Below are 25,554 nucleotides of genomic sequence, written 5' to 3'. Positions count from 1 at the left end.
AAACCCTATCCTGAGAGAAAGGGTTATCGTGAACATCGAGAAGTTCAAGCACCAGCACACCGACATCCTGTCCAGCATTGCGCGCCTGCGCCAGTTGTCGCACGCAGGAGTGGCGGAAAACGCTGCGGCGATCGCGGCGCAGATCGTGGAAGTCAGCGGGATCATCAAACTGCATCTGGCGGTCGAGGACCGCAGCCTGTACCCGGCGCTGGAAGCATCCGCGGATACGCGCCTGGTGAACATGAGCCGCGCCTATCGCACTGAAATGCAGGACATCGCCCAGGCTTACCTCGGCTTTGCGGCGAAGTGGAACACGGCGCGCCAGGTTGCGCGCGAACCGGAAGGCTTTCGCCGGGACGCCAACCAGGTGTTGCGTCATCTGTTCGAACGGATCAAGCGCGAAGACCGTGAATTCTATCCGGCCATCGACGCCGTCGCGGTTGCCGCCTGAAGGGGCGGGCCCATCTACCCCTGGCGTTTTTGCAGTACCATGGCGCGATGAGCCAACTTGCCGAACTCATCCAGACTTATGGTGTGCTGATCGTGTTCGGCATCGTCCTTGTCGAGCAGTTCGGCCTGCCCATTCCCGCGTTCCCGATCCTGGTCGTGGCCGGCGCACTGTCGATCGATAGCGAACTCAGCTGGCAACTGTGCCTGCTCGCTGCGGTGGGCGCCTGCCTGATCTGCGACATGTTCTGGTTCCGTGCCGGACGCATCTACGGCAGGCGCATCCTGCGCTTGCTCTGCACGATCTCCCTGTCGCCCGATTCCTGCGTCAACCAGACCGAGGACCGCTTCCGGCGCTTCGGCGCGAAGTCGCTGCTGGTCTCGAAGTTCGTTCCCGGTTTTAACACCATCGCTGCGCCGCTCTCGGGGGCGATCGGCACCCCGGTCCGTGCGTTCTTGGCCTATTCGGGGGCCGGGGCGGCCCTGTGGAGCGGCACCGGCATCCTGCTTGGCATCCTGTTCCATGACAGCGTCGAAGACCTGCTGGGCTGGCTGCAGACTGCCGGCGGCACCGCGCTGGCGGTCGTGGCCACGCTGCTGGTCCTGTTCATCGCCGCCAAGTACGTGGAACGGCGCCGCCAGCGCGCCCACAATGCGGTGCCACGCATCGAGATTGCCGAACTCAAGGCGCTGATCGAGCAAGGCCATGACCCGGTCATCATTGATGCACGCAGCCTGACGGCCCAGCAGCTCGAAGCGGCGATTCCCGGTGCGCTGCTGTTCCATGCCTGCGAGCCGGGCCAGTTGATGGCGTCCATCGACCGCGACCGCCATGTCGTCATCTATTGCAGCTGCCCGAACGACGTGACGGCGGCCGAGCTGGCCAGGCGCTTTCTGGCCAAGGGCTTTCACCGCACCCGTCCGCTGCGCGGCGGCCTGGATGCCTGGAACGCGCAGCGCGATGTCGATCCGGAACTCACGCCGGTCAGCTGCTGAGGTAGTTCGACTACTTAATATCGTGTATGAAAGCGATACGGTGATAGCAGCACATATCTATAGATGTACCTAAACTACAGAATGTACTTGTAAGAGTACTACAAAGTTTAGTAAGCTTGGTCATCGCTCCTTAATTAGCTGCAATGACCGCCTTTTCTTCCAGCCCCGATCCTGTCTCCATTGCCCACGCCGGCGGCGCGCGCCTGCTTGCCGATATCGGCGGCACCAACGCCCGTTTTGCGCTGGAGAGCGGCCCTGGGTGCTTCGAAGCCATCGAGGTCCTGTCCTGCCAGCAGTACCCGACCCTGGCCGATGCCGTGCGCGCTTACCTGGCGCTGCCTTCGGTGGTCGGTGTGAGCAGTGGCATCCGCCACGCCGCGATCGCCATCGCCAATCCGGTGACCGGCGACCAGGTGCGGATGACCAATCACCACTGGGCCTTTTCGATCGAGGCGCTGCGCCAGGAGTGCGGTTTCGAGACCCTGCTGGTCGTCAACGATTTCTCGGCGCTGGCGCGTTCGCTGCCGCACCTGGGCGGCGACCGGCGCCAGGTCGGCGGTGGCGCGCCCGTGCCGGACGCTCCGCTCGGCCTGCTGGGCGCTGGCACCGGCCTGGGGGTATCGGGCCTGATTCCCTGTGGCGCCAGCTGGACCGCGCTGCGCAGCGAAGGCGGCCACGTCAGCTTCTCGCCGGTGGACGAGACCGAGGTCGCGATCCTGCAGTACGCCTGGCGCGAATTCGAGCATGTCTCGGCCGAGCGCCTGCTGTCCGGCGCCGGCGTGGAACTGATCTACCGCGCGCTCAGCGAACGGGCAGGGCGGCCCGACAGCCTGCCCGCGCCGGAAATCTCGCGCCGCGCGCTGGCCGGCGAGTGCGCCGTGTGCGACGCCGTGCTGGAAGCCTTCTGCGGCATGCTCGGCACCGCGGCCGGCAACCTCGCCATCACCCTGGGCGCCCAGGGCGGCGTCTACATCGGCGGCGGCATCGTGCCGCGCCTGGGCGAGCGTTTCGTGGCGTCGTCGTTCCGCCGCCGCTTCGAGCACAAGGGGCGCTTCAGCGCCTACCTGGCCCAGGTCCCGACTTACGTGATCACGGCCGAGTACCCGGCTTTCCTGGGTGTGTCGGCGATTCTGTCGGAAAAACTGGCCGCCGCTTGACCCGAAAGGGCAAAGTCTGCGCGGCAGGCGCCGTCAGCTTGTCCGTTTCCGTGTTTTATCGGTTACAATGGCCGTCAGTTGTCGGAAATGCCGCCGTCCGTTCGCCTGCCTGCGCCGCATCCCGGGAAGCCAGCCTTCCTGACGGGCAGTTCACCGGCGCCGCGTTTCGCCTGAAAGACCAACAGCTTGCACCCGCCTGGCACGCGGGCAGCCGTGATGGGCGCCAGTCCCGTCACCTTTGTCAGCCCGGCGCATTCCGGCCCGGGCCACGGATTCCAGAGTTTTGCGCGCAGCACCTTCGCACCGCGGCCGGTTTCGGCGCGTGCTGGCATCCGCCAACCGGTTAGAGATTGATGTGTGCATTCGAGTGTGACGACACCGCGATATGAATACTGACGAGGCCAAGCGCGTCCTCGAGACCGCCCTGCTGTGCGCGCGCGAGCCCTTGACGATCCACGGCATGAAGAAACTGTTCGCCGAAGTCGATGCCAACGGACGCCAGCTGAACGCCGGCGTCGGGAGCGACACGATCAAGATCTTGCTGGAAGAATTACGCCAGGACTGGCAGGGACGCGGCATCGAGATCGTCAGCCTCGCTTCAGGCTGGCGTTTCCAGAGCCGGCCCGAGATGAAGCCCTATCTCGAGCGCCTGGCGCCGGAGAAGCCGCCGAAGTATTCGCGGGCGACGCTGGAGACGCTGGCGATCATCGCCTACCGCCAGCCGGTGACGCGCGGCGATATCGAGGAGATCCGCGGCGTGGCCGTGAACTCGCAGACCATCAAGCTGCTCGAGGACCGCGGATGGATCGACGTGGTCGGTCACCGCGAGGTGGTGGGGCGGCCGGCGCTGCTGGGCACCACCAAGGCTTTCCTGGACGACCTCGGGCTGGCCTCGCTGTCGCAGCTGCCGCCACTGCAGGCGGCCGGCGACGGCCCGGACAGCCGCAGCCTGGAAGCGCTGGAAGCGGCATTGAACGAGAATTTTGACAGGGCGCCCGCGCTGGCGGACGCCGACGAGACAGATACGGAAACTGGCGCGACGCCGCCCGAGGTCCCGACTTTTGACCCCAATCTTGACCATGAGTCGGCGGCAGCCGCTGGGCCGGGTCAGCACAATAAAGATACGAACGATGAACCCAACTGAACCGAACGACAAGCCCGTCGACGCCGAAGGCGCTCCCGCCAAACCCAAGCGCAGCCGCAAGCCGGCAGCGTCCGCCGCCACTGCGGCCGAGCCGCAGGCCGTGAGCGTGCCGGAAGGCGCGCAGCCGGAAGCGGCCAAGCCGAAGCGCGCCCGCAAGGCTGCCGCGAAGGCTCCGGCCGATGCCGTTGCCACCGCCACCGCGGATAGCGCCGCGCCGGCCGCCGAATCCACGGACGCCGCTGCCGCCGCCAAGCCCCGCAAGAGCCGCGCCAAGGCCGCCGCCGAGCCCGCCACCGAGCCGGCCGCCGCCGTCGCCGAAGCGCCAGCCGCGGCCGCGGAAGGCGAGCAGCGCAAGCCGCGCGGTCCGCGCCAGATGCGCGAAAAACGCCAGGAGCGTGAGGCGCGCCAGCAGGAGCAGGCCGCCGCCGCGCCGGTGACGGCCGATGCGGCGCCGTCCGCTGTCCCGGCTGCGGACGCTTCCGGCGAAGCCGCCCCGGCGCAGCCCGAGGGCAGGCGCGAAGGACGCGGCCGCAACCAGCAGGGCAAGCGCGGCCAGCAGGGCGGGCAGCAGGCCCAGCCGGGACAGCAGAACGCCAGGGGCGGCAAGCCGGGCCAGTCGGGCAGGCAGGGCGGCAAGCACGACGGCAAGGATGGCAAACAGCGCGGCAAGGCCAACGATGCCGACGCCGTGTTCTCGTTCGTGACCTCGGACGCCTTCGACGCCAACGAGGGCGGCAGAGGCCAGGGCCAGAGCAAGCCCGCGCGCCGCGACCTGACCGCGGACGACGACGCGCCGAAGCTGCACAAGGTGCTGGCCGAGGCCGGCCTCGGCTCGCGCCGCGACATGGAAGAACTGATCATCGCCGGCCGCGTGTCGGTGAACGGCGAGCCCGCCCACATCGGCCAGCGCATCCTGCCGACCGACGCGGTGCGCATCAACGGCAAGCTGATCCAGCGCCGCGTCAACAACAGCAAGCCGCCACGCGTGCTGGTGTACCACAAGCCGGCCGGCGAGATCGTCAGCCACGACGATCCGGAAGGCCGTCCGTCCGTATTCGACCGTCTGCCGACCATGAAGACCGGCAAATGGCTGGCCGTGGGCCGCCTCGACTTCAATACCGAGGGCCTGCTGCTGTTTACGACCTCGGGCGACCTCGCCAACCGCCTGATGCACCCGCGTTACAACATCGACCGCGAATACGCGGTACGCACCCTGGGCGTGCTGGAAGAAGGCATGCGCCAGAAACTGCTGGCCGGTGTCGAACTCGACGACGGCCTGGCCTCGTTCTCGAAAGTCCAGGACGGCGGCGGCGAAGGCATCAACCGCTGGTACCGCGTGGTCATCGGCGAGGGCCGCAACCGCGAGGTGCGCCGCATGTTCGAGGCGGTCGGCCTGACCGTCTCGCGCCTGATCCGCACCCGCTACGGCGCCATGACCCTGCCGACCGGCCTCAAGCGTGGCCGCTGGGAGGAACTGCAGGAAAACGACGTGCGCGCCCTGATGGCCGCTTTCGGCGTCGAGAAGAAGGGCGGCGAGGCCAAGGGCAAGGCGGGCGGCAAGGGCCAGCGCGACGATGCGCGCCGCTCGGACGGCAACCGCATCGACCGCGCCGACGCCAACCGCAACGTGGACCCCTTCGGTCCGCCGGTGGTGCGTGCCGGTGTGCCGCGCCAGCAGGGCCTGGGCCAGCCGGGCTTCGGCGGCGGCGCGGGTCGCGGCCAGGGGCAGGGGCAGGGTGCCGGCAAGGGCAAGGGCCGCGGCGGCAACAATGCCAGCCCGTTCGGCGCCAAGACCAGCAACCGTCCCAAGCAGCCGGATCCGCTGCAGACCACCTTCGGTTTTGCCGGTACCGGCGGAGGGCGCCGTGGCGGCCAGGGCCCGCGCGGTTCCGAGCACGGTCTGCCGCGCCGCGGCCGGCGCGGCTGAGTGCCGGGGCGGACGGCATGCCGTTCGTCCGCTCAGTGACACCTGAATTACGGAGAAATTTCCGTCTCGCCGGGCACACGATGCTGCAATGCCGTAGAATGCAGCCCATGCCCGCTATGGTCATCCTGCCAACTGTTGCTTTTCTCGCCAGCGCCTGTCCCATTTTTGGCCTGGCGATTGCGAGCAGGGCGGGAACACTGTATAATTTGCAGCCTAATCAAAGTTCTTCCCAGTATTTTCTTGGTGCAAGTGCTTTCATCTGGTTGGGTTGTGAATACAAAAAGATGGGCAGATGCCCATTTTTTTTTTGTTATTTCGATTTACGAGTCGTGGAGAAGCGCCGTGCAGCAGTTTGAACTTATCGCCAAGACAGTCGGTGGCCTCGGCTACGAACTCGTGGATGTCGAACGGGGCGAACGCGGCATCCTGCGCGTGTACATCGACTTTCCCGCCGACGTCGTGGAAGAGAAGGGCCCGATCACGGTCGAGGACTGCGCCACGGTCAGTCATCAGTTGACGCACGTGTTCACCGTCGAAAATGTGGATTACGAACGGCTGGAAGTATCGTCGCCGGGCCTCGATCGCCCGGTGCGGACCCTGGCCGACTTTGCGCGTTTCGCCGGGCACGAATGCACGGTGAAACTGCGGGCCGCCATGCCGGGCAGCGCGAACCGGAAAACCTTCACCGGTATCCTGCGCGGCGTCGAGGGCGACAAGGTCGGTCTGGAATTTGATAATAAAGATGGCGCAGCGTTGTTGGAATTTACGCTGGCCGAATTGGACAAGGCACGCCTGGTGCCACAGGTGGATTTTAGGAGTCGCAAAGCATGAGTCGCGAAATTTTATTGCTGGTGGATGCGCTCGCGCGCGAAAAGAACGTCGATAAGGAAGTGGTTTTCGGAGCGCTCGAATTCGCGCTCGCGCAAGCCACGAAAAAACGCTACGAAGGCGAGGTCGACATTCGCGTGAGCATCGATCGCGACACCGGCGAATTCGAGACCTTCCGCCGCTGGCACGTCGTTCCCGACGACGCCGGCCTGCAGCTGCCCGACCAGGAAATCCTGCACTTCGAAGCCGTGGAACAGATCCCGGACATCGAAGTGGACGAATACATCGAAGACCCGATCGAGTCGGTGGAATTCGGCCGCCGCTTCGCCCAGGACACCAAGCAGGTCGTGCTGCAGCGCGTGCGCGATGCCGAGCGCGAGCAGATCCTGCAGGACTTCCTCGAGCGCGGCGATTCGCTGGTTACCGGCACCATCAAGCGCATGGAGCGCGGCGATGCGATCGTGGAATCGGGCAAGATCGAAGCGCGCCTGCCGCGCGACCAGATGATCCCGAAAGAGAACCTGCGTATCGGCGACCGCGTCCGCGCCTACATCCTGCGCGTGGACCGCAACATGCGCGGCCCGCAGGTGATCCTGTCGCGCACCGCGCCGGAATTCATCATGAAGCTGTTCGAGCTGGAAGTGCCGGAGATCGAGCAGGGCCTCCTGCAGATCAAGTCGGCCGCCCGTGACGCCGGCGTGCGCGCCAAGATCGCGGTGTTCACCGCCGACAAGCGCATCGACCCGATCGGCACCTGCGTCGGCATGCGCGGTTCGCGCGTGCAGGCCGTGACTGGCGAGCTGGGCGGCGAGCGCGTGGATATCGTGCTGTGGTCGGACGATCCGGCCCAGTTCGTCATCGGCGCGCTGGCGCCGGCCAATGTCTCGTCGATCATGGTCGACGAAGACAAGCACGCCATGGACGTGGTGGTCGACGAAGAAAACCTGGCAATCGCCATCGGCCGTTCGGGCCAGAACGTGCGCCTGGCCTCGGAACTGACCGGCTGGAAGATCAACATCATGACGGCCGAGGAATCGGCGAATAAGGTGGCCCAGGAAACCGCTGCGATCCGCACCCTGTTCATGGAAAAACTGGACGTCGACCAGGAAGTGGCCGACATCCTGGTCGACGAAGGTTTCTCGAGCCTTGAAGAAATCGCGTATGTCCCGATTTCCGAAATGCTGGAAATCGAGTCCTTCGACGAGGACACCGTCAACGAGCTGCGCACCCGCGCCCGTGACGCGCTGGTGACCGAAGCGATCGCTTCCGAAGAAGGCCTCGAAGGGATGGAAGAAGCCCTCGTGAACCTGGAAGGCATGGACCGCAGCACCGCCGGCAAGCTCGGCCTGGCCGGGATCAAGACGGTCGAAGCCTTTGCGGCACTCGCCTATGACGAATTCGGCGCCATCCTGGCGCTGTCGTCGGACCGTGCCCGCGACCTGATCAAGAATGAATTTAACGATGTGACCGACGAAGAGATGAAGCTGGTCGACAGCAAATACGATGACCGCGCCAAGGCGCTGCAGGCGAAAGCCTGGAGCCTGGCAGAAACGGCCAAGGCGTAATTTGCAAATCTTTATCATCTCAGCGACACATAGAAAAGAGGACTGAATGGCGAGTAACAACGTAGCCCAATTTGCCACCGAACTGAAGATGCCCGCAGACCTGCTGCTGACACAGCTGCGCTCGGCCGGCGTCGAAAAAAGTTCGACGTCAGATCCCTTGTCGAAAGATGATAAGGACAAGCTGCTGAATCACCTGCGCCGTACCCACGGCGCCGCCGACACCGGTGAAAAGAAGAAGATCACGGTGACCCGCAAGGAAACCACCGAGATCAAGCAGGCTGACGCCAGCGGAAAGTCGCGCACCATCCAGGTCGAAGTGCGCAAGAAGCGCACCTTCGTGCAGCGCGACGACCTGGTCACCACCCCGAAGGCGGAAGCCGCCCCGGTGATCGATGCCGCCGAGCAGGCGCGCCGCGAAGAAGAAGCGCGCCGCCAGTCCGAGCTGATCGCCCGCCAGGAAGCGGACCTGCGTGAAAAGCAGGAACGCCTGGCCAAGCTGGAAGCGGAAGAAGCCGCCAACGCCAAGGCGGCCGCGGAAGAAGCCAAGCGCGAAGCGGCCGAGAAGGCCAAGCGCGAAGCCGCGGAAGCCGCCGCAGCCGCCAAGGCCGCCTCGAGCGCCTCGGCACCGGCTGCGCCGGTGTCGGCGGCCGCCGAGGAAGCGGCCCAGGCCGCTGCCGCGGAAGCCAAGAAGCGCTCCGAGGAAGCTGCCAAGGAAGCCGCCGAACGCGCAGCCGCCACCGAGCGCGCGCGCAAGGCCGTGGCTGACGAAGTGGCCCAGATCAAGCTCATGATGAGCCAGCCGCGCCGCGTCATCAAGGCGCCGGAACCGGTCGCCAAGCCGGCCGCGCCGGCCGCGGCCGCGGGCACCCTGCGCAAGCCGGCGGCATCGGCTGACAAGAAGCCGGGCGAAGCCAAGCCGGGCGACAAGAAGCCGGGCGACAAGAAATCGATCAAGTCGGCGAACGTTTCCTCGACCTGGTCCGACGACGCCAAGAAGCGCGGCGCGCCGAGCGGCCCGAAAGGCCGTGGCGGCCCGGGCACCGGCGGCGGCCGCGACGGCTGGCGTGCGGGTGGCCGCAGCGGTGGCCGCCGTTCCTCGCACAACGAGGACCGCGAATCGAACTTCCAGGCGCCGACCGAAGCCATCGTGCGTGAAGTCCACGTGCCGGAAACCATCACCGTGGCCGAACTGGCGCACAAGATGTCGGTCAAGGCCTCGGAAGTCATCAAGCAGCTGATGAAGCTGGGCCAGATGTGCACCATCAACCAGGTGCTGGACCAGGAAACCGCGATGATCCTGGTGGAAGAGATGGGCCACAAGGCCTTCCCGGCCGCCGTGGACGATCCGGAAGCACTGCTGGCCGACCAGGGCGAACACGCCGAGTTCGAAGCCAAGCCGCGCGCACCGGTCGTGACCGTCATGGGCCACGTCGACCACGGCAAGACCTCGCTGCTGGACTACATCCGCCGCGCCAAGGTCGCTGCGGGCGAAGCCGGCGGCATTACCCAGCACATCGGTGCGTACCACGTGGACACCCCGCGCGGCATGGTCACCTTCCTGGATACCCCGGGCCACGAAGCCTTCACGGCGATGCGTGCCCGCGGTGCGAAAGCGACCGACATCGTCATCCTGGTGGTGGCGGCGGACGACGGCGTGATGCCGCAGACCAAGGAAGCGATCGCCCACGCGAAAGCCGCCGGCGTGCCGCTGGTGGTGGCGATCAACAAGATCGACAAGCCGGGCGCCAACACCGACCGCGTCACCCAGGAACTGGTGGCCGAAGGCGTGGTGCCGGAAGAATACGGTGGCGATTCGCCGTTCGTGCCGGTGTCGGCCAAGATCGGTACCGGTATCGACGACCTGCTGGAACAGGTGCTGCTGCAGGCCGAGGTGCTGGAACTGACCGCGCCGAGCGACGCTCCGGCCCGCGGCCTGGTGGTCGAAGCCCGTCTGGACAAGGGCCGCGGCCCGGTCGCGACGATCCTGGTGCAGTCGGGTACCCTGAAGCGCGGCGACGTCGTGCTGGCCGGTTCCTCGTTCGGCCGCGTCCGTGCGATGCTCGACGAGAACGGCAAGCCGGTGAGCGAAGCCGGTCCGTCGATCCCGGTCGAGATCCAGGGCCTGACCGAAGTGCCAAGTGCCGGTGAGGAAGCGATGGTGATGGCCGACGAGCGCAAGGCGCGCGAAATCGCCCTGTTCCGTCAAGGCAAGTTCCGCGACGTCAAACTGGCGAAGCAGCAGGCCGCCAAGCTGGAGAACATGTTCGACCAGATGGCCGAAGGCGAAGTCAAGAACCTGCCGCTCATCGTCAAGACCGATGTGCAGGGTTCGCAGGAAGCGCTGGTCGGTTCGCTGCAGAAGCTGTCAACCTCGGAAGTGCGGGTCCAGATCGTCCACGCGGCGGTCGGCGGCATCACCGAGTCGGACGTCAACCTGGCGACCGCCTCGAAAGCGGTCATCATCGGCTTCAATGCCCGTGCCGATGCGTCGGCGCGCAAGGTGGCCGAGGCGAATGGCGTCGACATCCGTTACTACAGCATCATTTACGATGCGATCGACGAGATCAAGACGGCACTGTCGGGCATGCTGGCGCCGGAGAAGCGCGAGACCGTCACTGGCCAGGTGGAAATCCGCCAGGTCATCATGGTGTCGAAGGTCGGCGCGATCGCGGGCTGCCTGGTCACCGATGGCGTGGTCAAGCGGTCTTCGTCGGTCCGCCTGCTGCGCAACAACATCGTTGTCTGGACCGGCGAGATCGACTCGCTCAAGCGCTTCAAGGACGATGCCAAGGAAGTGCGCGCCGGCCTCGAGTGCGGCCTGTCGCTGAAGAACATGAACGAAATCCAGGTCGGCGACGTCCTGGAGGTGTTCGAAGTCACCGAAGTGGCGCGTACGCTGTAATTTCGACATTGGGCGTAGCATGAGGGCCAGGACGCTTCGCGGCGAATGCCGCGGAGGGCCTGGCCCTTGTTTTTGGCCCTTGTCTTTGGCCCTTGTCTTTGGCCATTTCCCCCCTCACAAGAACAACATTCGCAACATCATGGCAAAACACAGCAAAAGCATTCCCCAGCGCGGCCTGCGCGTGGCCGACCAGATCCAGAAAGACCTGTCGGAACTGATCGCCTTCGAACTGAAGGATCCGCGGGTCGGCATGGTGACCATCAGCGAAGTCAAGCTGACGCCGGACTATGCCCACGCCAAGGTCTATTTCACCCTGCTCAAGGACAGCGCGGAGGAAGTGAAGCAGACCCTGGAAGGCTTGACCAAGGCTTCCGGCTACCTGCGCAACCTGCTCGGCAAGCGGCTCCACATCCACACCCTGCCGCAGCTGCATTTCGTGCACGACACCTCGACCACGCGCGGCCTGGCGATGTCGGCCCTGATCGACCAGGCGAACGCCGTCCGTGCGGCCGACTTCGGCCAGGACGAAGATTCGGACAGCGAGTGAATTCCCGCCCCATCAAGAAGCCGCGCGACCTTGTGGACGGCGTACTGCTGCTGGACAAGCCGGTCGGCCTGTCCTCCAACGACGCGCTGATCAAGGCCAAGCGCGTGCTCAACGCGAAGAAGGCCGGCCATACCGGCACCTTGGACCCGTTCGCCACCGGCCTGCTGCCGCTGTGCTTCGGCGAAGCGACCAAGTTCTCGCAGGACCTGCTGGAAGCGGACAAGACTTACGAGGCGACCGTCCACCTGGGCATCATGACCACCACCGGCGACACCGAGGGCGAGACCATCGAGCAGCGCGAGGTGGATGTCACGCGCGAGGAGATCGAAGCGGTGCTGGCGCGCTTTCGCGGTCCGATCTTCCAGGTGCCGCCGATGTATTCGGCACTCAAGCGCGACGGCAAGGCGCTGTACGAGTACGCGCGCGAAGGCATCACGCTGGAACGCGAGGCGCGGCCGGTGACCATCCACGGCCTGTCGCTGGTCGAGTACAACGCCCCTTTCCTGAAGATCCTGGTTACCTGCAGCAAGGGCACCTATGTGCGCGTGCTGGGCGAGGACATCGGCGCCGCGCTCGGCTGCGGCGCGCACCTGAACGCGCTGCGCCGGGTGCAGGTGGGAGCGCTGACGGTTGAGCGCATGATCAGCCTGGAAGACCTGCAGGCGCATCCGGACCCGCTCTCGCTGCTGGCCCCGGTCGACGCGCTGCTGTCGAGCTTTCCGGCAGTCGTGCTCACGCCCGAACTGGCCAGGCGTTTCCTGAACGGCCAGCGCCTGGCGCTCGGCAAGGAAGACGTCAGCCTGCCGGCCGGACTGGGCCGTGTACGGGTCTACCTGGACAGCAAGCTGCTGGGCACGGCCAAGCTGCAGGAGTACGGGATCCTGGCCCCGGAGCGGCTGATCGCGGTACAGCCGGCGGATTAGCGGGGCATATCCGGCGCATATCCGGCGCACGTCCGCCGCAAGGGCGCCGGACACCCAGGGCTTGTCCGCGGACGGCCCGGCGCGGCCTGCTCGCTGGGGAGCACCCCTGGCACGGCGTTTGCAATGGAAAGTTGACCAAACTACGGGAGACTTTCATGCAACGCTATTTTCCACGCGCGGTCCTGCTGGCCGCATCCCTGCTGAGCTGCTCCATCCTGCACGCTGCCGCCCCGGCCGAACGCGATCGCGTGGTCGACGAGGTACTGGCGCGCATCAAGGACGAATATGTCCATCCCGACCGCTATCCGGCGATCGAAGCCAATGTGCGCAAGCACCAGCAGCAGGGCGCGTATACGGCCGCGCCGGCGGACGAGGATTTCGCCAAACTGCTCACCGGCCACCTGCAGGAGATCACGCATGACAAGCACATGAGCATCCGCTACCAGCCGAACGTGCGCGCCCTGCGCCCCACGGCGAACGCCAGCACGGCCGCCAAGCGCGAGCAGGAGCGGCGCGAGAACTACGGCTTGCGCAAGGTGGAGATCCTGCCAGGGAACGTCGGCTACCTGGAGATCCATCATTTCCATGACGATGCCGACCTGGTGGAAGGGAGTTATGCGGCCGCGATGGCCTTCCTGGCCCATACCGACGCCCTGATCATCGACCTGCGCGCAAACCGCGGCGGCGGGGAAGCCATGCTGCTGCTGGCGAGTTATTTTTTCGATCGTGAGCTGGCCTTGATGGAACTGCGCTACCGCGGCAGGCCACCGATGCAGGCATCGACCCGGGCCACCGTCGCCGGCCCGCGCTACCTCGGCAAGCCCGTGTTTGTGCTGACCTCGAACCGCACCTTTTCAGCCGGCGAAGCCTTTTCCTATGCGATGTGCAGCCTGAAGCGCGCGACCCTGGTCGGCGCCACCACCCGTGGCGGCGGCAATCCGGTCACGCTGCAGCCCTTGCAGGACAACTACCTGCTGTCGGTGCCCATCGGCGAATCCGTCAGCCCGGTCGATGGCGGCGGCTGGGAAGGCAAGGGCGTTACACCCGACCTGGCCGTGGCGGAGGGCGAGACGCTGGAAGTCGCCCACCGGCAAGCGCTGGAGCGCTTGCGCGAGGCAGCCAGGGACGAGGGATTGCGCGCCAGCCTCGCCAGGCAGATCGAGGCGCTCTCCAAGAGCTGAACGCCGCACAGGCCACCGCCAGCGGCGCGCCTTGAAAAGCGCGCCAGCATCCCCACCTGGAGTCCTGTCCCGGAATGGGCGGCAGCACGCCGCCCGGCGGCGTCCGGACCTGTCTCCCGCATCGCCACCGCGCCGCCCCCAATCGCGCTACCGTTTTATCCTGTTTCGATTCGACACGCATGCGTCGAAAAAAAACGCTTGTTTTCCGCTGCAACGCAGCAAGCTCCGATAAGCATGCTATAGTAGCGGGCTACGGTAAACGGTAATGATCATCGCCGCCTCCGACCATCACGCAACATTCACTGTTGAAAACACACATGTCAGACACCAAACGCGCGATTCGTAATATCGCAATCATCGCCCACGTTGACCACGGCAAGACCACCCTGGTGGACCAGCTGCTGCGCCAATCCGGCACTTTCCGTGAAAACCAGGCGGTCGACACCCGCGTGATGGACTCCGGCGACATCGAAAAAGAACGCGGTATCACGATTCTGTCGAAGAACTGCGCGGTCGAGTACGAAGGCACCCATATCAACATCGTCGACACCCCGGGCCACGCCGACTTCGGCGGCGAGGTCGAGCGCGTGCTGTCGATGGTCGACTCGGTGCTGCTGCTGGTCGATGCCCAGGAAGGCCCGATGCCGCAGACCCGCTTCGTGACCCGCAAGGCGCTGGCCCTGGGCCTCAAGCCCATCGTCGTGGTCAACAAGGTCGACCGTCCGGGCGCACGTCCGGACTGGGCGATCAACCAGACCTTCGAACTGTTCGACAAGCTCGGCGCGACCGACGAGCAGCTGGACTTCCCGATCGTCTACGCCTCGGGCCTGAACGGCTACGCCGGCCTGGACGAGAGCGTGCGCAGCGGCGACATGAAGCCGCTGTTCGACGCCATCCTGAAGTACGTCCCGGTGCGTGATGACAATCCGGACGGCCCGCTGCAGATGCAGATCACCTCGCTGGACTACTCCTCGTACGTCGGCAAGATCGGCATCGGCCGCATCAACCGCGGCCGCATCAAGCCCGGCATGGACGTGCTGGTGCTGAACGGCCAGGACGACAAGAACCCGGTCAAGGGCCGTATCAACCAGGTGCTGAACTTCAAGGGCCTGGAGCGCGTGCAGGTGGAAGAAGCCGTCGCCGGCGACATCGTGCTGATCAACGGTATCGAAGACATCGGCATCGGCGTGACCGTGACCGCCGTGGATACCCCGGAAGCGCTGCCGATGCTGACCGTCGACGAGCCGACCCTGACCATGAACTTCATGGTCAACACCTCGCCGCTGGCCGGCCGCGAAGGCAAGTTCGTCACCAGCCGCCAGCTGCGCGACCGCCTCGAGCGCGAACTGAAGTCGAACGTGGCGCTGCGCGTGCTGCCGACCGACGACGACACCATCTTCGAAGTCTCGGGCCGTGGCGAACTGCACCTGACCATTCTGCTGGAAAACATGCGCCGTGAAGGCTTCGAGCTGGCCGTGTCGCGTCCGCGCGTGGTCTTCAAGGAAATCGACGGCGTCAAGTGCGAGCCGTTCGAGAACCTGACCGTCGACGTGGAAGAAGTGAACCAGGGCGGCGTGATGGAAGAGCTGGGCCGCCGTCGTGGCGACCTGCAGAACATGGAATCGGACGGCAAGGGCCGTGTCCGCCTGGAATACCTGATCCCAGCCCGTGGCCTGATCGGCTTCCAGGGTGAGTTCATGACCCTGACCCGCGGTACCGGCCTGATGAGCCACGTATTCCACGAATACGCACCGGTCGATACCAGCAAGGGCGACCTGGCCGGCCGTCGCAACGGCGTGCTGATCTCGCAGGATGACGGCGCCGCCGTCGCCTACGCGATCTGGAAGCTGCAGGACCGCGGCCGCATGTTCGTCGAGCACAACACCCCGGTTTACGAAGGGATGATCATCGGCATCCACTCGCGCGACAACGACCTGGTCGTCAACCCGATCAAGGGCAAGCAGCTGACCAACGTGCGTTCGTCGGGTACCGACGAAGCCGTACGCCTGGTACCGCCGATCCAGATGTCGCTGGAATATGCCGTCGAGTTCATCGAAGACGACGAACTGGTCGAGATCACGCCGAAGTCGATCCGCCTGCGCAAGCGTTTCCTGAAGGAACACGAGCGCAAGAAGGCCAGCCGCGAAGGCGCATAACCGGATTTTCATGTTCCGCAAAAACCCGCTGCTTGCAGCGGGTTTTTTATTATCGACGCCGACATACGGTGGGCCGGGACGTATGTGCTATGCATTTTTGCCTATCGTCGGTGAACTGGCGAACATAAGTGTGGATATGGTCTTCATTTTGCATCTTGTTACAGTTCTTACCGCTTGTTCCCTTGGGCTTAAGCGCAATCCTTGTTATTGTGATCACAACGCGATTCACTGGGAATTGCGACACAGTTAGAGATGATTGAAGGGAGTTAGTATGAAAAAGCTGATGATTGCCATGATCGCCACCGCTTCGGTTGCCACCGCCTTTGCCGGTAGCGCCCAAGCCCAGACCAACGCCGGCCGCGGCTATGTCGGCGCCGCCGCGGTGAGCGCCAAGAACACCACCCTGGATGCGCACAAGGCGGACGGCAAGCTGTTCGGTGGCTACCAGTTCGACGAGCGCCTTGGCGTGGAAGCGGGCTGGACCAACCATCACAAGACCGACTTCGCCGGCGCCAATGGCCTGCGCGGTAGCACCGAAGGCTACGGCACCTACGTCGCGGCCAAATACACCGTGCCGGTCAACGAACAGGTATCGGCTTACGGCAAGCTGGGCATTTCGCACAGCGAGCGCAAGCTCAGCAACAACCTGGGACAGCGTTTCAAGGACGATGACACCGGCGGCTACGGCGGCGTGGGCGTCGAATACAAGCTGAACCAGAACGTGGCCCTCATGGCCGAGTACGAGCGTTATGGCAAGAGCAAGGCGTATGGCGCCAAGCCTGATGTCTGGAGCGTGGGCCTGAAGTACGGCTTCTAAGCCAGACCCGCTGTTCAACGAGAAGCTCCTGTGTGCCCCGGCGCGCAGGAGCTTTTTTCATGCAAGGACACGGCGGCGCGCGCTGGAAAGCGGCAAGGCGGGCGGGATTCGCTTATGATGTCGGGCTTTCCGGCAGCCGCCGGTGTTTCTTCGCCACCCATGAGTTCCCAGAATCCCGCCGCCGTCCTTCCTGCAACTTCGCTGCCGAGCCGCCGCCTGTCCGTGGCCCCGATGATGGACTGGACCGATCGCCACTGCCGCATGTTCCATCGCCAGATCACCCGCCACACCTGGTTGTATACGGAGATGGTCACCACCGGCGCCCTGGTCTATGGCGACGTCGAGCGCCACCTGCGCTACGACGGCGCCGAGCATCCGGTGGCCCTGCAGCTCGGCGGCAGCGATCCGGCCGACCTGGCCAAGAGTGCGAAGCTGGGCGAGCAGTGGGGCTACGACGAGATCAACCTCAACTGCGGCTGCCCGTCGGAACGGGTACAGAAGGGCGCCTTCGGCGCCTGCCTGATGGGCGAGCCGCAATTGGTGGCCGATTGCGTCAAGGCGATGCGCGATGCGGTGTCGGTCGACGTCACCGTCAAGCACCGCATCGGCATCGACTACAACGAGGAATACGGCTTCGTGCGCGATTTCGTCGGCACCATCGCCGATGCCGGCTGCCGTACCTTCATCGTGCATGCCCGTAACGCCGTGCTGAAGGGCCTGTCGCCCAAGGAAAACCGCGAGATCCCGCCGCTGCGCTACGAGGTGGCCTACCAGCTCAAACGGGAGTTCCCCGCGCTCGAAATCCTCATCAATGGCGGCATCAGGACGGACGAGGAGATCGCCCTGCACCTGCAGCACGTCGATGGCGTGATGCTGGGCCGCGAGGCCTATCACAACCCCTGGGTGATGGCAGACTGGGATCGCCGCTTCTACGGCGACCTGGACGCGCCGGTGAAGACCCGCCTGCAGGTGCTGGAAGCGATGCTGCCCTATATCGCCGAGCAGCTGCGCCTGTATGGCCAGCATGGCCTGAAACTCAACAGTATCACGCGCCACATGCTCGGCATCATGACCGGCTTGCCGGGCGCACGCGCGTTCCGCCAGGTGCTGTCCGATTCGAAAAAGCTCGCCACTGGCGACCCGGCATTGCTGCTGGAGGCCGCCGCCCGCATGCCTGCCGCTGCTTGACCCTCCCCCCGGTTTCTCTCTCGGAAGGCGTACTTGCGTACGCCTTTTTTCATTTCCTGTCGGCAAATTGACACATTTCGTTGCGGGAATTGTAACGAGAACAGTCAATAAGCTTGCCGTAAGGAAAGTATGAACGCATAATTTCTCTCGTTCCTAAGATATTGATCTGGATCAATGTCGTTGTTGAGCTGAAACAAGTTCGGAGACTGCAGTCGATTTCGACTTTCCGGGCAGAATTTTTGATTTATCCTGTCGGAAATAACCGTAGCTACCCAACAGCATACGGACGCGTCGCACGGCGCACGCACCGCGCGAATTCGATCACTATATACAGGGAAGAACTGAATGGCTTTTTTGAATAACTTGAAGGTCGGTACCCGCCTGGTACTCGGCTTCGCGCTGGTCGTCATGCTGCTGATCGTCGTGACCGTGGTCGGTATCATGCGCATGGCCCAGATCCAGGATCGCCTGGACCAGGTTGTGAGCGTGAACAACGTCTCGACCGGCCTGGTGATCGACATGCGTAACAACGTGAGCGAGCGTGTCGCTTCGCTGCGCGTGCTGACCCTCATGACCGACCCGGCAGACATGGAGCCGGAAATGGTCAAGTTCAAGGAGCAGACCCGCAAGTACGACGACGCCCAGAAGAAGCTGTCGGCCATCTTCGCCAGCCACGCCTCCGACAAGGAAAAGGCGCTGCTGGCCCAGATCAAGCAGTTCGAGGGTGAAGCCATGCCGGCCATCCAGAAGGCTTCGGATCTTTACCTGGCGAACAACGCGATGGATGCCACCCGCGTCATGATCCGCGAAGTGCGTCCGGTGCAGAAGAAGTGGACCGAAGCGCTCGACCAGCTGGCTGCCCTGGAAGACAAGCAGAATGCCCAGAGCAAGGCCGACGCCGAGTCGGAGTTCGTCAACGCCCGTAACTTCATGATTGGCATGCTGCTGACCGCCGTCGCCATGGGCGTGGCGGCAGCCTGGATGATCGCCCGCAGCCTGCGCAAGCAGCTCGGCGGCGAACCGGCCTACACCGCCCAGATCGCCGGCAGCATCGCCCACGGCGACCTGTCGATCGCGATCGAGACCGATGAGTCGGACCGCGGCAGCCTGCTGGTGGAAATGAAGGAAATGCGCAACAGCCTGGTCGGCATCGTCGAACAGGTGCGCCGCGGCACCGAAACCATTGGCACCGCATCGCGTGAAATCGCGGCCGGCAACATCGACCTGTCCTCGCGTACTGAACTGCAGGCCAGCTCGCTGGAAAAGACCGCGTCGGCCATGGAAGAACTGACCTCGACCGTCAAGCAGAACGCCGACAACGCCCGCCAGGCGAATGCCCTGGCCGCGACTGCCTCGGACGTGGCGCGCAAGGGCGGCGAAGTGGTGTCGCAGGTGGTGGGCACCATGGGCGAGATCAACAGCTCGGCCAGCAAGATCTCGGACATCATCGGCGTCATCGATGGCATCGCCTTCCAGACCAACATCCTGGCGCTGAACGCCGCGGTGGAAGCCGCCCGTGCCGGCGAACAGGGCCGCGGCTTCGCCGTGGTGGCTTCGGAAGTGCGCAACCTGGCCCAGCGTTCGGCCGCGGCGGCGAAAGAGATCAAGACCCTGATCGGCGACTCCGTCGAGAAGGTCGAGCGCGGCAGCAAGCTGGTCGGCCAGGCCGGCGTGACGATGGACGAAGTGGTGACGAGCGTGAAGCGCGTGACCGACATCATGAGCGAGATCGCCAATGCCAGCGCCGAGCAGAGCGCCGGCATCGAACAGGTCAACCTGTCGATCATCGAGATGGACAGCATGACCCAGCAGAACGCCGCCCTGGTGGAAGAGGCCGCCGCCGCCGCGCAGAGCCTGCAGGACCAGGCGGACGAACTGACCCGCGTCGTCAGCATCTTCAAGCTGACCGAGGGCGAGAAGTATCAGGCCGAGGCGCCGGTTGCCGCGGCGCCGGTCGCCAGCACCGCCGTGGCGGTGCGTCCGGCAGCCGCCAAGCGTCCGGCACCGGCACTGAAGAAGCCGGCGGCCAGGAAGCCGGCCGCTGCCGCGGCCGACCCGGCCGATGCGCCGGCCGCGCCAGCCGCCAAGGCCAAGAAGGCCGCCACCGTCGCCAGCGACGAGTGGGAAGAATTTTGAGAGAGAAGGCGCCGGCCTGCGGGCCGGCAAGCAGCAACGAAGACTGCCAAACCTGAACAACAACTTATTGGGGAAATCATGAAAAACCTGAGCACCAAACTGATCGCAGCAACCATCCTCGCCGGCGCCGCCGGCGCCAGCTTCGCCGCCGAAGTGCCGGCATCGTTCGATCCGAAGAAGTGCGCGGTCGAGTATCCGAAGGCGTCGCTGATGAACGAAGAGCAGGGCACCACCTCGGCCTCGTTCCTGGTCAGCGCCGACGGCACCGTGACCGAATCGAAGCTGGAAAAGTCGAGCGGCTTCAAGAACCTGGACAAGGCAGCACTGAAAGGCCTGTCCTCGTGCAAGTTCAAGCCGGGCACCAAGGATGGCGCACCGGCGGCGACCTGGACCAAGATCGACTACGCCTGGAAACTGGACTGATCCGGTTTCAACAGCAAGAGCGAAGACAGCCGGCATTGCCGGCTGTTTTGTTTTCAGCGCTGCCGTGATTGCCCTGCGCCGTTACATTTTCATCGCAGCATGTTTCGATTGTAAGAACTTTTTTCATTTCTCCCGTGTGCACTTGGGCTTGGCTATAGTGGTTCCAACACAACCGAAAGGAGAAGTACCATGAAAAGCATTCTTGCCGCTACCGCAGCTGTCCTGATCAGTGCCGCAGCCTTTGCGCCGGCCCAGGCGCAGGCCCAGGGCCGCACCGAAGTGATCGTGGTCCACAAGGCTCCGCCGCCGCCGCGCCATGAGGCCATCCCCATGGCCCGTCGTGGCTACGAATGGGTGCCCGGCTACTGGAACTGGAACGGCCGCCGCTATGAATGGGAACGCGGCCACTACGAGCGGGTCCGCAGCGGCTATGTCTACCAACAGCCGGTGTGGCGCCAGGACCGCAGGGGCTGGTATCTCGACCGCGGCGGCTGGGTCCGTGACGACCATCGCATGGCGCGCCGCGACCGCGACGGCGACGGCGTCCCCAACCGCATGGACCGCGACCGTGACGGCGACGGCGTCCCGAACCGCCACGACAACCGCCCGAACAACCCGACCCGCTACTAAACTGCCGGGTTGAGAACACTGAACCGCCTGCATCGCAGGCGGTTTTTTTTTATATCGCGAGCGACGGCTGGGCGGGCAGGCTGGAACTGTCGAGGTCGCTACAGATGCGGTTGCGGCCATTCGCCTTGGCGCGGTAGAGCAGGGCGTCGGCGCGCCGCACGAAGGTGTCGGGATCGATCTCTTCGCCATGGGTGCCATGATAGGTGCAGGCGCCGCCACTGAGGGTGGCCACCCCGTCCGGATTGTCGGCGTGAACGATGCCCAGATCCATCAGCGCCAGGCGCAGGCGCTCGGCCACGTAGCGCGCCCCGACCTGCCCGGTAGCGGGCAGGATCACGGCGAATTCCTCGCCGCCGTAGCGGGCCGCCAGGTCGGTAGGGCGGACCAGCTTGGCCTGCAGGGTGGCCGCGACCTGGCGCAGGCAATCGTCGCCGGCGACGTGGCCGTAGCGGTCGTTGTACTTCTTGAAGAAATCCACATCGAACAGGAGCAGCGACAACGCTACCCCGGTGCGCCGTGCCCGCTTGAGCTCAAGCCGCAGCGTGTCCTCGAAATGGCGGCGGTTGGCGATGCCGGTGAGACCGTCATTGGTCGCCAGCACCGTCAACTCGCGATTGCGCTCCTGCAGGTCGGCCTTGGCGATGCGCAGCTCGGCATCGAGCTCGTCGCGGATCATGATCTGGCGCACGAGGCGCGTGCCCACGCCAACCAGCAGCACCACCACCACCAGCGTCACGCCCGACATCAGGAGCGTGGACTGCTGCCATTCCTCAAGGATGTCCTGCTTGGACTGGGCGGTGGCCACGATCAGGGGCAGCTTGTCCAGATGGCGGTAGCTGTACAGGCGCACCACGCCGTCGATCTTCGAGCGCAGCATCGCAGTGCCTACCGAGCCCGACCTGCGGACCATCTGGAATACCGGGCCGTCGCGCACGTCGGTGCCGACCAGGCTGTCCGTGAAGGGGCGGCGGTAGAGCAGGATGCCATCGTCGCGTGCCAGGAAGATCACGCCATCCTTGCCGACGTCGAAGCTGCCGTACAGGTCGGCGAAGAAAGCGATCCGGATGGTGCCAAGGGCCACGCCGCCGAAGCTGCCATCGGGCCGGTCCACCCGGCGCGATACGGGCAGTACCCAGACCCCGCTGGAGCGGCTGCGAACCGGCTTGCCGATATGGACCCCGCGCCCTGGATTGTTCCGGTGATACTGGAAATATTCACGGTCGGCGTTGTTGCCGGCGACCGGGCGCTCGAGCGAGGTAACCAGCCAGCTGCCGTCGGCGCCATAGACGAACAAGCCATGCAACTGCTTGACCTCCTTGACCATGTTGCGCACATGGCTGTGCAGCCGGTCGGCGGCAGCAGGCGTCATGCCGTCATGTTCGATACGCTCGACCACGCCCGCCAGCACGGTGTCCACGATGCGCACCGTGCTTTCCGCCTGGGAGGCGAGGGCGCCGGCCATGTTCGAGGTGGCGACCGCGTGCTCGGCCAGCCTGCTCTGGCGCGCGCTCCATGCGCTCCAGGCCTGGGCGCCGACCAGCAGGACACCGAACAGCACCAGGAGCCAGATCGCGTAGGTTACCGCTGGACGCTTCTCGGCCGTCAAGCGCAGGATCGGGGTCAGGGGAGACTGGCTATTCGGCATCAGGGGGGGCCGCAGGGAAGCGGCAGGTATGCAGGTGCCTCGAGCATAGCGATCCCGCCTGTAAAAGTCGAGCGCCGGGCCTGGACGGCTCGAAAAGGTGCCGAAACACAGCAAGGGCGTCCGATGCCGGGAGCTACACGGACGCGGCGCCGGTTCATGCGCCATGCCGGGGCAGGCCCAGGTTCTGGTTGGCCGGCACCGCCACGTCGATCAGCTTTGGCTTGGGCAGATTGAGCCCGGCCATGAGCTGGACGAAGTCGGCGCGGCTGCGGTTGGCCAGGCGCGCATTGTTGCGCTTCTCCCAGCCTATCGTCGACACCGCCTGGCCCTTGTAGTCGTGGCCCGGCCACATCAGGGTGTCGTCGGGCAGCGCAAACAGCTTGTCGTTGACGCTGTCATACAGGGCATCCGCACTGCCGCTCTGGAAGTCGGTACGCCCGCAGCCATCGATCAGCAGGGTGTCCCCCGTGAAGACATTGCCACGCCATACATAGCTCATGCTGCCGGCGGTATGGCCGGGTGTATGCAGGACGCGGATTTCCTCGCCCTTGCCGAAGCCGATCACGTCACCATCCCCGAGCTGCATGCCGGCGCCGGCGATACCGCAGCCACCCGGCACCGCGGCGACGGCGCCGGTGAGCTCGCACAACCTGCCGGCCGAGGTGACATGGTCCGCGTGGGCGTGCGTCTCGAGCACGTAGCGCAGTTTCAGGCCCAGGCGCTGGAGATGCTGGAGGTCGCGTTCCCGGTGGCGTTCCACCGGGTCGATGATGACCGCGTCATTGTCGCCCGGCGCCACCAGGATGTAGGTGAAGGTGGAAGATTCGGTATCGAACAGCTGGATCGGGTTCAGGTGCATCTCGTTCTCCAAAAAATACGAGGGAATGCGATCAAGAAAGCAGCGCCTTCGCCACCATGCCCAGCGCCACCAGGGCCGACACGAGGGCGAAAGCACGTTGCAGCGCGGGCCCGGCGACTCTGGCTGCCAGCGAGCGGCCGCCCAGCATCCCGGCCAGGGCGCCGGCCGCGAACGGCGCCGCCGTGGCCCAGTCGATGCCGCCCTGCGCCGCCGAGGTGGCGACCCCGGCCGCCGAAATGACGGCGATGACGGCAAGGGAGGTGGCCACCGCCGACTTCATCGTCAGGTCGGTCAGGCGCTGCAGGGCCGGCACCATCACGAAGCCGCCGCCCACGCCCAGCAAGCCGGACAGGAAGCCGGCAAGCGCGCCCGACAGGCCGAGCGCGCGCATGCATGGCCGGGTCCAGACGAAGCGGCCGGTCTGTCCGCCGCGCACGCACACCCGTTTGCCGCTCGCCTGCGCCGTCACCGCGCCGCCTGCCTGGCGCCAGGTCCTGGCCGCCACGTAGAGCAGGGTCATGGCGAACAGCACGCCCAGCCAGCGTCCGTCGACCTGGCGCGCCGCCCACAGCCCGGCGGGCGACAGCAGCATGCCGGCCGCCGCGACCAGCAGCGCGGCGCGGTAGCGCACCAGCCCGTCGCGCAGGCCCAGCAGCGCGCCCAGCGCGGCCGCCATGCCGACCGCCAGCAGGCCGATCGGCCCGGCCTTGGCGACATCCATGCCGGCACCGAACACCAGCAGGGGCACGGCCAGGATGCCGCCGCCGGCGCCGGTCAGCGCCAGGATCAGGCCAACGACGAGGCCGAGCACGGCGGCCGGCGGCAACGCATCCATGGTTCAGGCCTTCGCGGCGTGGATGCCGCGCGTCCTGGCGCGCTCGAACAGTTCGAACAGGGCCATCCCCGCCAGCATGGCCAGCGCGAAGATCCACGGCCTGGCGCCGCCGGTCGCCAGCGAGGCCAGGGCCGGACCAGGGCAGTAGCCCGCCAGGCCCCAGCCGACGCCGAAGACCAGCGAGCCGAGTACCAGGCGGCGGTCGATCAGGGTGGCGGTGGGCAGGCGCATCGCTTCGCCGAGCAGCGAGCGTTCGCGCTGGCCGGCAAAGCGGAATGCGACCAGTCCGACCAGGATCGCCCCGCCCATGACGAAGGCGAGCGAGGGGTCCCAGTTGCCGGCCAGGTCGAGAAAGCCGGTGACCTTGGCGGGATCGGTCATGCCGGACACGACCAGCCCGATGCCGAACACCAGCCCGACGATTCCTGCAATCAGAATGTTCATTTCAATCTCCTTGTCGATCACGCGAACAGGTGGCGCATCGCGAACACGGTGGCGAAGCCGGCCAGCATGAAGGCGATGGTTGCCGCCAGCGAGCGGGGTGAAAGCCGCGACAGGCCGCAGACCCCGTGTCCGCTGGTGCAGCCGGCGCCGTAGCGGGTGCCGAGGCCAACCAGCAATCCGGCGGCGGCCAAGGTCGGCGTGCCGGCGTCCACCGTGACCTCGGGAAGGGAGGCGAACACTGCATAGGCGAGCGGGGCGCCGATGAGGCCGAGCAGGAAGGCCACGCGCCAGCCGATGTCGCCGCGGCTCGGACGCAGCAGGCCGCCAACGATGCCGCTGATGCCGGCGATACGGCCGTTGAGCAGCACGAAGGCGGCGGCGGCCGCGCCGATGGTCAAGCCGCCCGCGAGCGAGCTCCAGGGAGTGAAGTGGGTCCAGTCGATATTCACGCTGCGACTCCTTCGATGGGTAGGCAGAACTGCTGGTACAAGACGTGCATGACCGCCAGCGCTTCGCTGCTGTCGATCCGGTAGAAGATTTGCTTGCCTTCGCGGCGCGTGCTGACCAGCTTTTCCTCGCGCAGCACGCCGAGCTGCTGGGACAGCGTCGGCTGGGTGATGCCGAGCAGGGTCTCCAAGTCGCTGACGCAGTATTCGCCCTGCGTCAGCTGGCACAGCAGCATGAGCCGGTCGGGATTTCCCAATACTTTTAACAGCGCGCAAGCCTGCGACGCGGCGGAACGCATCTCGTGCAAATTGAGTGCTTGTGTGTCTGGCATGGCATACCTCAGTTAATCTACTGCGA

The 25,554-nt window shown here is 65.4% G+C and carries 24 protein-coding genes; 18 read left to right on the top strand and 6 right to left on the bottom strand.

Annotation, left to right across the window (positions count from 1 at the left end; all coding sequences use genetic code 11):
- The first annotated feature begins 28 nt into the window (after positions 1 to 28).
- The 18 genes from LE190_RS16390 to LE190_RS16305 all read left to right on the top strand — a co-directional run bounded on the left by LE190_RS16390 (position 29) and on the right by LE190_RS16305 (position 20,967).
- A complete protein-coding gene (locus LE190_RS16390; RefSeq protein WP_225239708.1) occupies positions 29 to 451 on the top strand; it encodes a hemerythrin domain-containing protein in 423 nt (140 codons plus the stop codon).
- A 47-nt stretch (positions 452 to 498) separates the two neighbouring features.
- Entirely contained in the window at positions 499 to 1,443 is a 945-nt protein-coding gene (locus LE190_RS16385) for a DedA family protein/thiosulfate sulfurtransferase GlpE (RefSeq protein ID WP_225239707.1), read from the top strand.
- A gap of 143 nt (positions 1,444 to 1,586) precedes the next feature.
- The gene (locus LE190_RS16380; protein WP_225239706.1) at positions 1,587 to 2,600 is read left to right on the top strand and encodes a glucokinase; all 1,014 of its coding nucleotides are present in this window, start codon (positions 1,587 to 1,589) and stop codon (positions 2,598 to 2,600) included.
- A 385-nt stretch (positions 2,601 to 2,985) separates the two neighbouring features.
- Positions 2,986 to 3,744, top strand: coding sequence for an SMC-Scp complex subunit ScpB (scpB, locus tag LE190_RS16375; RefSeq protein WP_225239705.1), 759 nt, complete (start codon positions 2,986 to 2,988; stop codon positions 3,742 to 3,744).
- Complete coding sequence (rluB, locus tag LE190_RS16370; RefSeq protein ID WP_225239704.1) at positions 3,731 to 5,671, top strand: 23S rRNA pseudouridine(2605) synthase RluB; 1,941 nt, start codon at positions 3,731 to 3,733, stop codon at positions 5,669 to 5,671. Before scpB ends, rluB begins: the two co-directional genes overlap by 14 nt.
- A 107-nt stretch (positions 5,672 to 5,778) precedes the next feature.
- Complete coding sequence (locus LE190_RS16365; protein WP_224945056.1) at positions 5,779 to 6,027, top strand: hypothetical protein; 249 nt, start codon at positions 5,779 to 5,781, stop codon at positions 6,025 to 6,027.
- Positions 6,014 to 6,502, top strand: coding sequence for a ribosome maturation factor RimP (gene rimP, locus LE190_RS16360; RefSeq protein ID WP_225239703.1), 489 nt, complete (start codon positions 6,014 to 6,016; stop codon positions 6,500 to 6,502). The genes LE190_RS16365 and rimP overlap by 14 nt, the downstream gene beginning before the upstream one ends.
- Entirely contained in the window at positions 6,499 to 8,064 is a 1,566-nt protein-coding gene (gene nusA, locus LE190_RS16355) for a transcription termination factor NusA (protein ID WP_225239702.1), read from the top strand. Before rimP ends, nusA begins: the two co-directional genes overlap by 4 nt.
- A gap of 46 nt (positions 8,065 to 8,110) precedes the next feature.
- The gene (gene infB, locus LE190_RS16350; protein WP_225239701.1) at positions 8,111 to 10,966 is read left to right on the top strand and encodes a translation initiation factor IF-2; all 2,856 of its coding nucleotides are present in this window, start codon (positions 8,111 to 8,113) and stop codon (positions 10,964 to 10,966) included.
- Positions 10,967 to 11,105: 139 nt separating this feature from the next.
- Positions 11,106 to 11,513 carry a 30S ribosome-binding factor RbfA gene (rbfA, locus tag LE190_RS16345; RefSeq protein WP_225239700.1) on the top strand — a complete coding sequence of 136 codons (408 nt, stop codon included), beginning with the start codon at positions 11,106 to 11,108 and terminating at the stop codon, positions 11,511 to 11,513.
- On the top strand, positions 11,510 to 12,436 hold the full coding sequence (truB, locus tag LE190_RS16340) for a tRNA pseudouridine(55) synthase TruB (protein WP_225239699.1): 927 nt from the start codon (positions 11,510 to 11,512) through the stop codon (positions 12,434 to 12,436). The genes rbfA and truB overlap by 4 nt, the downstream gene beginning before the upstream one ends.
- A gap of 155 nt (positions 12,437 to 12,591) precedes the next feature.
- A complete protein-coding gene (locus LE190_RS16335) occupies positions 12,592 to 13,617 on the top strand; it encodes a S41 family peptidase (RefSeq protein ID WP_225239698.1) in 1,026 nt (341 codons plus the stop codon).
- A 317-nt stretch (positions 13,618 to 13,934) separates the two neighbouring features.
- Positions 13,935 to 15,773: a translational GTPase TypA gene (typA, locus tag LE190_RS16330; RefSeq protein ID WP_225239697.1), complete on the top strand. Its 1,839-nt coding sequence runs from the start codon at positions 13,935 to 13,937 to the stop codon at positions 15,771 to 15,773.
- 271 nt (positions 15,774 to 16,044) lie between these two features.
- Positions 16,045 to 16,590: a porin family protein gene (locus LE190_RS16325; RefSeq protein WP_224945044.1), complete on the top strand. Its 546-nt coding sequence runs from the start codon at positions 16,045 to 16,047 to the stop codon at positions 16,588 to 16,590.
- Positions 16,591 to 16,749: 159 nt separating this feature from the next.
- Positions 16,750 to 17,778, top strand: a complete 1,029-nt coding sequence (dusA, locus tag LE190_RS16320; protein WP_225239696.1) for a tRNA dihydrouridine(20/20a) synthase DusA — start codon at positions 16,750 to 16,752, stop codon at positions 17,776 to 17,778.
- Positions 17,779 to 18,123: 345 nt separating this feature from the next.
- On the top strand, positions 18,124 to 19,914 hold the full coding sequence (locus LE190_RS16315; RefSeq protein ID WP_225239695.1) for a methyl-accepting chemotaxis protein: 1,791 nt from the start codon (positions 18,124 to 18,126) through the stop codon (positions 19,912 to 19,914).
- A gap of 78 nt (positions 19,915 to 19,992) precedes the next feature.
- Positions 19,993 to 20,337 (top strand): energy transducer TonB, encoded by a 345-nt coding sequence (locus LE190_RS16310; protein ID WP_225239694.1) that lies wholly within the window; start codon positions 19,993 to 19,995, stop codon positions 20,335 to 20,337.
- Positions 20,338 to 20,526: 189 nt separating this feature from the next.
- Positions 20,527 to 20,967, top strand: a complete 441-nt coding sequence (locus LE190_RS16305; protein ID WP_224945040.1) for a thrombospondin type 3 repeat-containing protein — start codon at positions 20,527 to 20,529, stop codon at positions 20,965 to 20,967.
- Between the two features lie 49 nt (positions 20,968 to 21,016).
- Here LE190_RS16305 and LE190_RS16300 read toward each other — a convergent pair whose 3' ends face one another.
- From LE190_RS16300 to LE190_RS16275, 6 genes are all read right to left on the bottom strand, one after another.
- Positions 21,017 to 22,612, bottom strand: a complete 1,596-nt coding sequence (locus LE190_RS16300; protein WP_225239693.1) for a sensor domain-containing diguanylate cyclase — start codon at positions 22,610 to 22,612, stop codon at positions 21,017 to 21,019.
- A 154-nt stretch (positions 22,613 to 22,766) separates the two neighbouring features.
- Complete coding sequence (locus LE190_RS16295; RefSeq protein ID WP_307734716.1) at positions 22,767 to 23,471, bottom strand: MBL fold metallo-hydrolase; 705 nt, start codon at positions 23,469 to 23,471, stop codon at positions 22,767 to 22,769.
- A 31-nt stretch (positions 23,472 to 23,502) separates the two neighbouring features.
- Positions 23,503 to 24,306, bottom strand: a complete 804-nt coding sequence (locus LE190_RS16290; RefSeq protein WP_225239692.1) for a sulfite exporter TauE/SafE family protein — start codon at positions 24,304 to 24,306, stop codon at positions 23,503 to 23,505.
- A gap of 3 nt (positions 24,307 to 24,309) precedes the next feature.
- The gene (locus LE190_RS16285; protein ID WP_225239691.1) at positions 24,310 to 24,750 is read right to left on the bottom strand and encodes a YeeE/YedE family protein; all 441 of its coding nucleotides are present in this window, start codon (positions 24,748 to 24,750) and stop codon (positions 24,310 to 24,312) included.
- A gap of 17 nt (positions 24,751 to 24,767) precedes the next feature.
- Positions 24,768 to 25,199, bottom strand: coding sequence for a YeeE/YedE family protein (locus LE190_RS16280; RefSeq protein WP_225239690.1), 432 nt, complete (start codon positions 25,197 to 25,199; stop codon positions 24,768 to 24,770).
- Positions 25,196 to 25,528 carry an ArsR/SmtB family transcription factor gene (locus LE190_RS16275; protein ID WP_225239689.1) on the bottom strand — a complete coding sequence of 111 codons (333 nt, stop codon included), beginning with the start codon at positions 25,526 to 25,528 and terminating at the stop codon, positions 25,196 to 25,198. Before LE190_RS16275 ends, LE190_RS16280 begins: the two co-directional genes overlap by 4 nt.
- Between the last annotated feature and the right edge of the window lie 26 nt (positions 25,529 to 25,554).

The sequence above is a fragment of the Massilia hydrophila genome (genome assembly GCF_020208145.1).
Lineage (GTDB): Bacteria > Pseudomonadota > Gammaproteobacteria > Burkholderiales > Burkholderiaceae_D > Telluria > Telluria hydrophila.
This window is presented reverse-complemented; position numbering and strand designations above follow the sequence as displayed.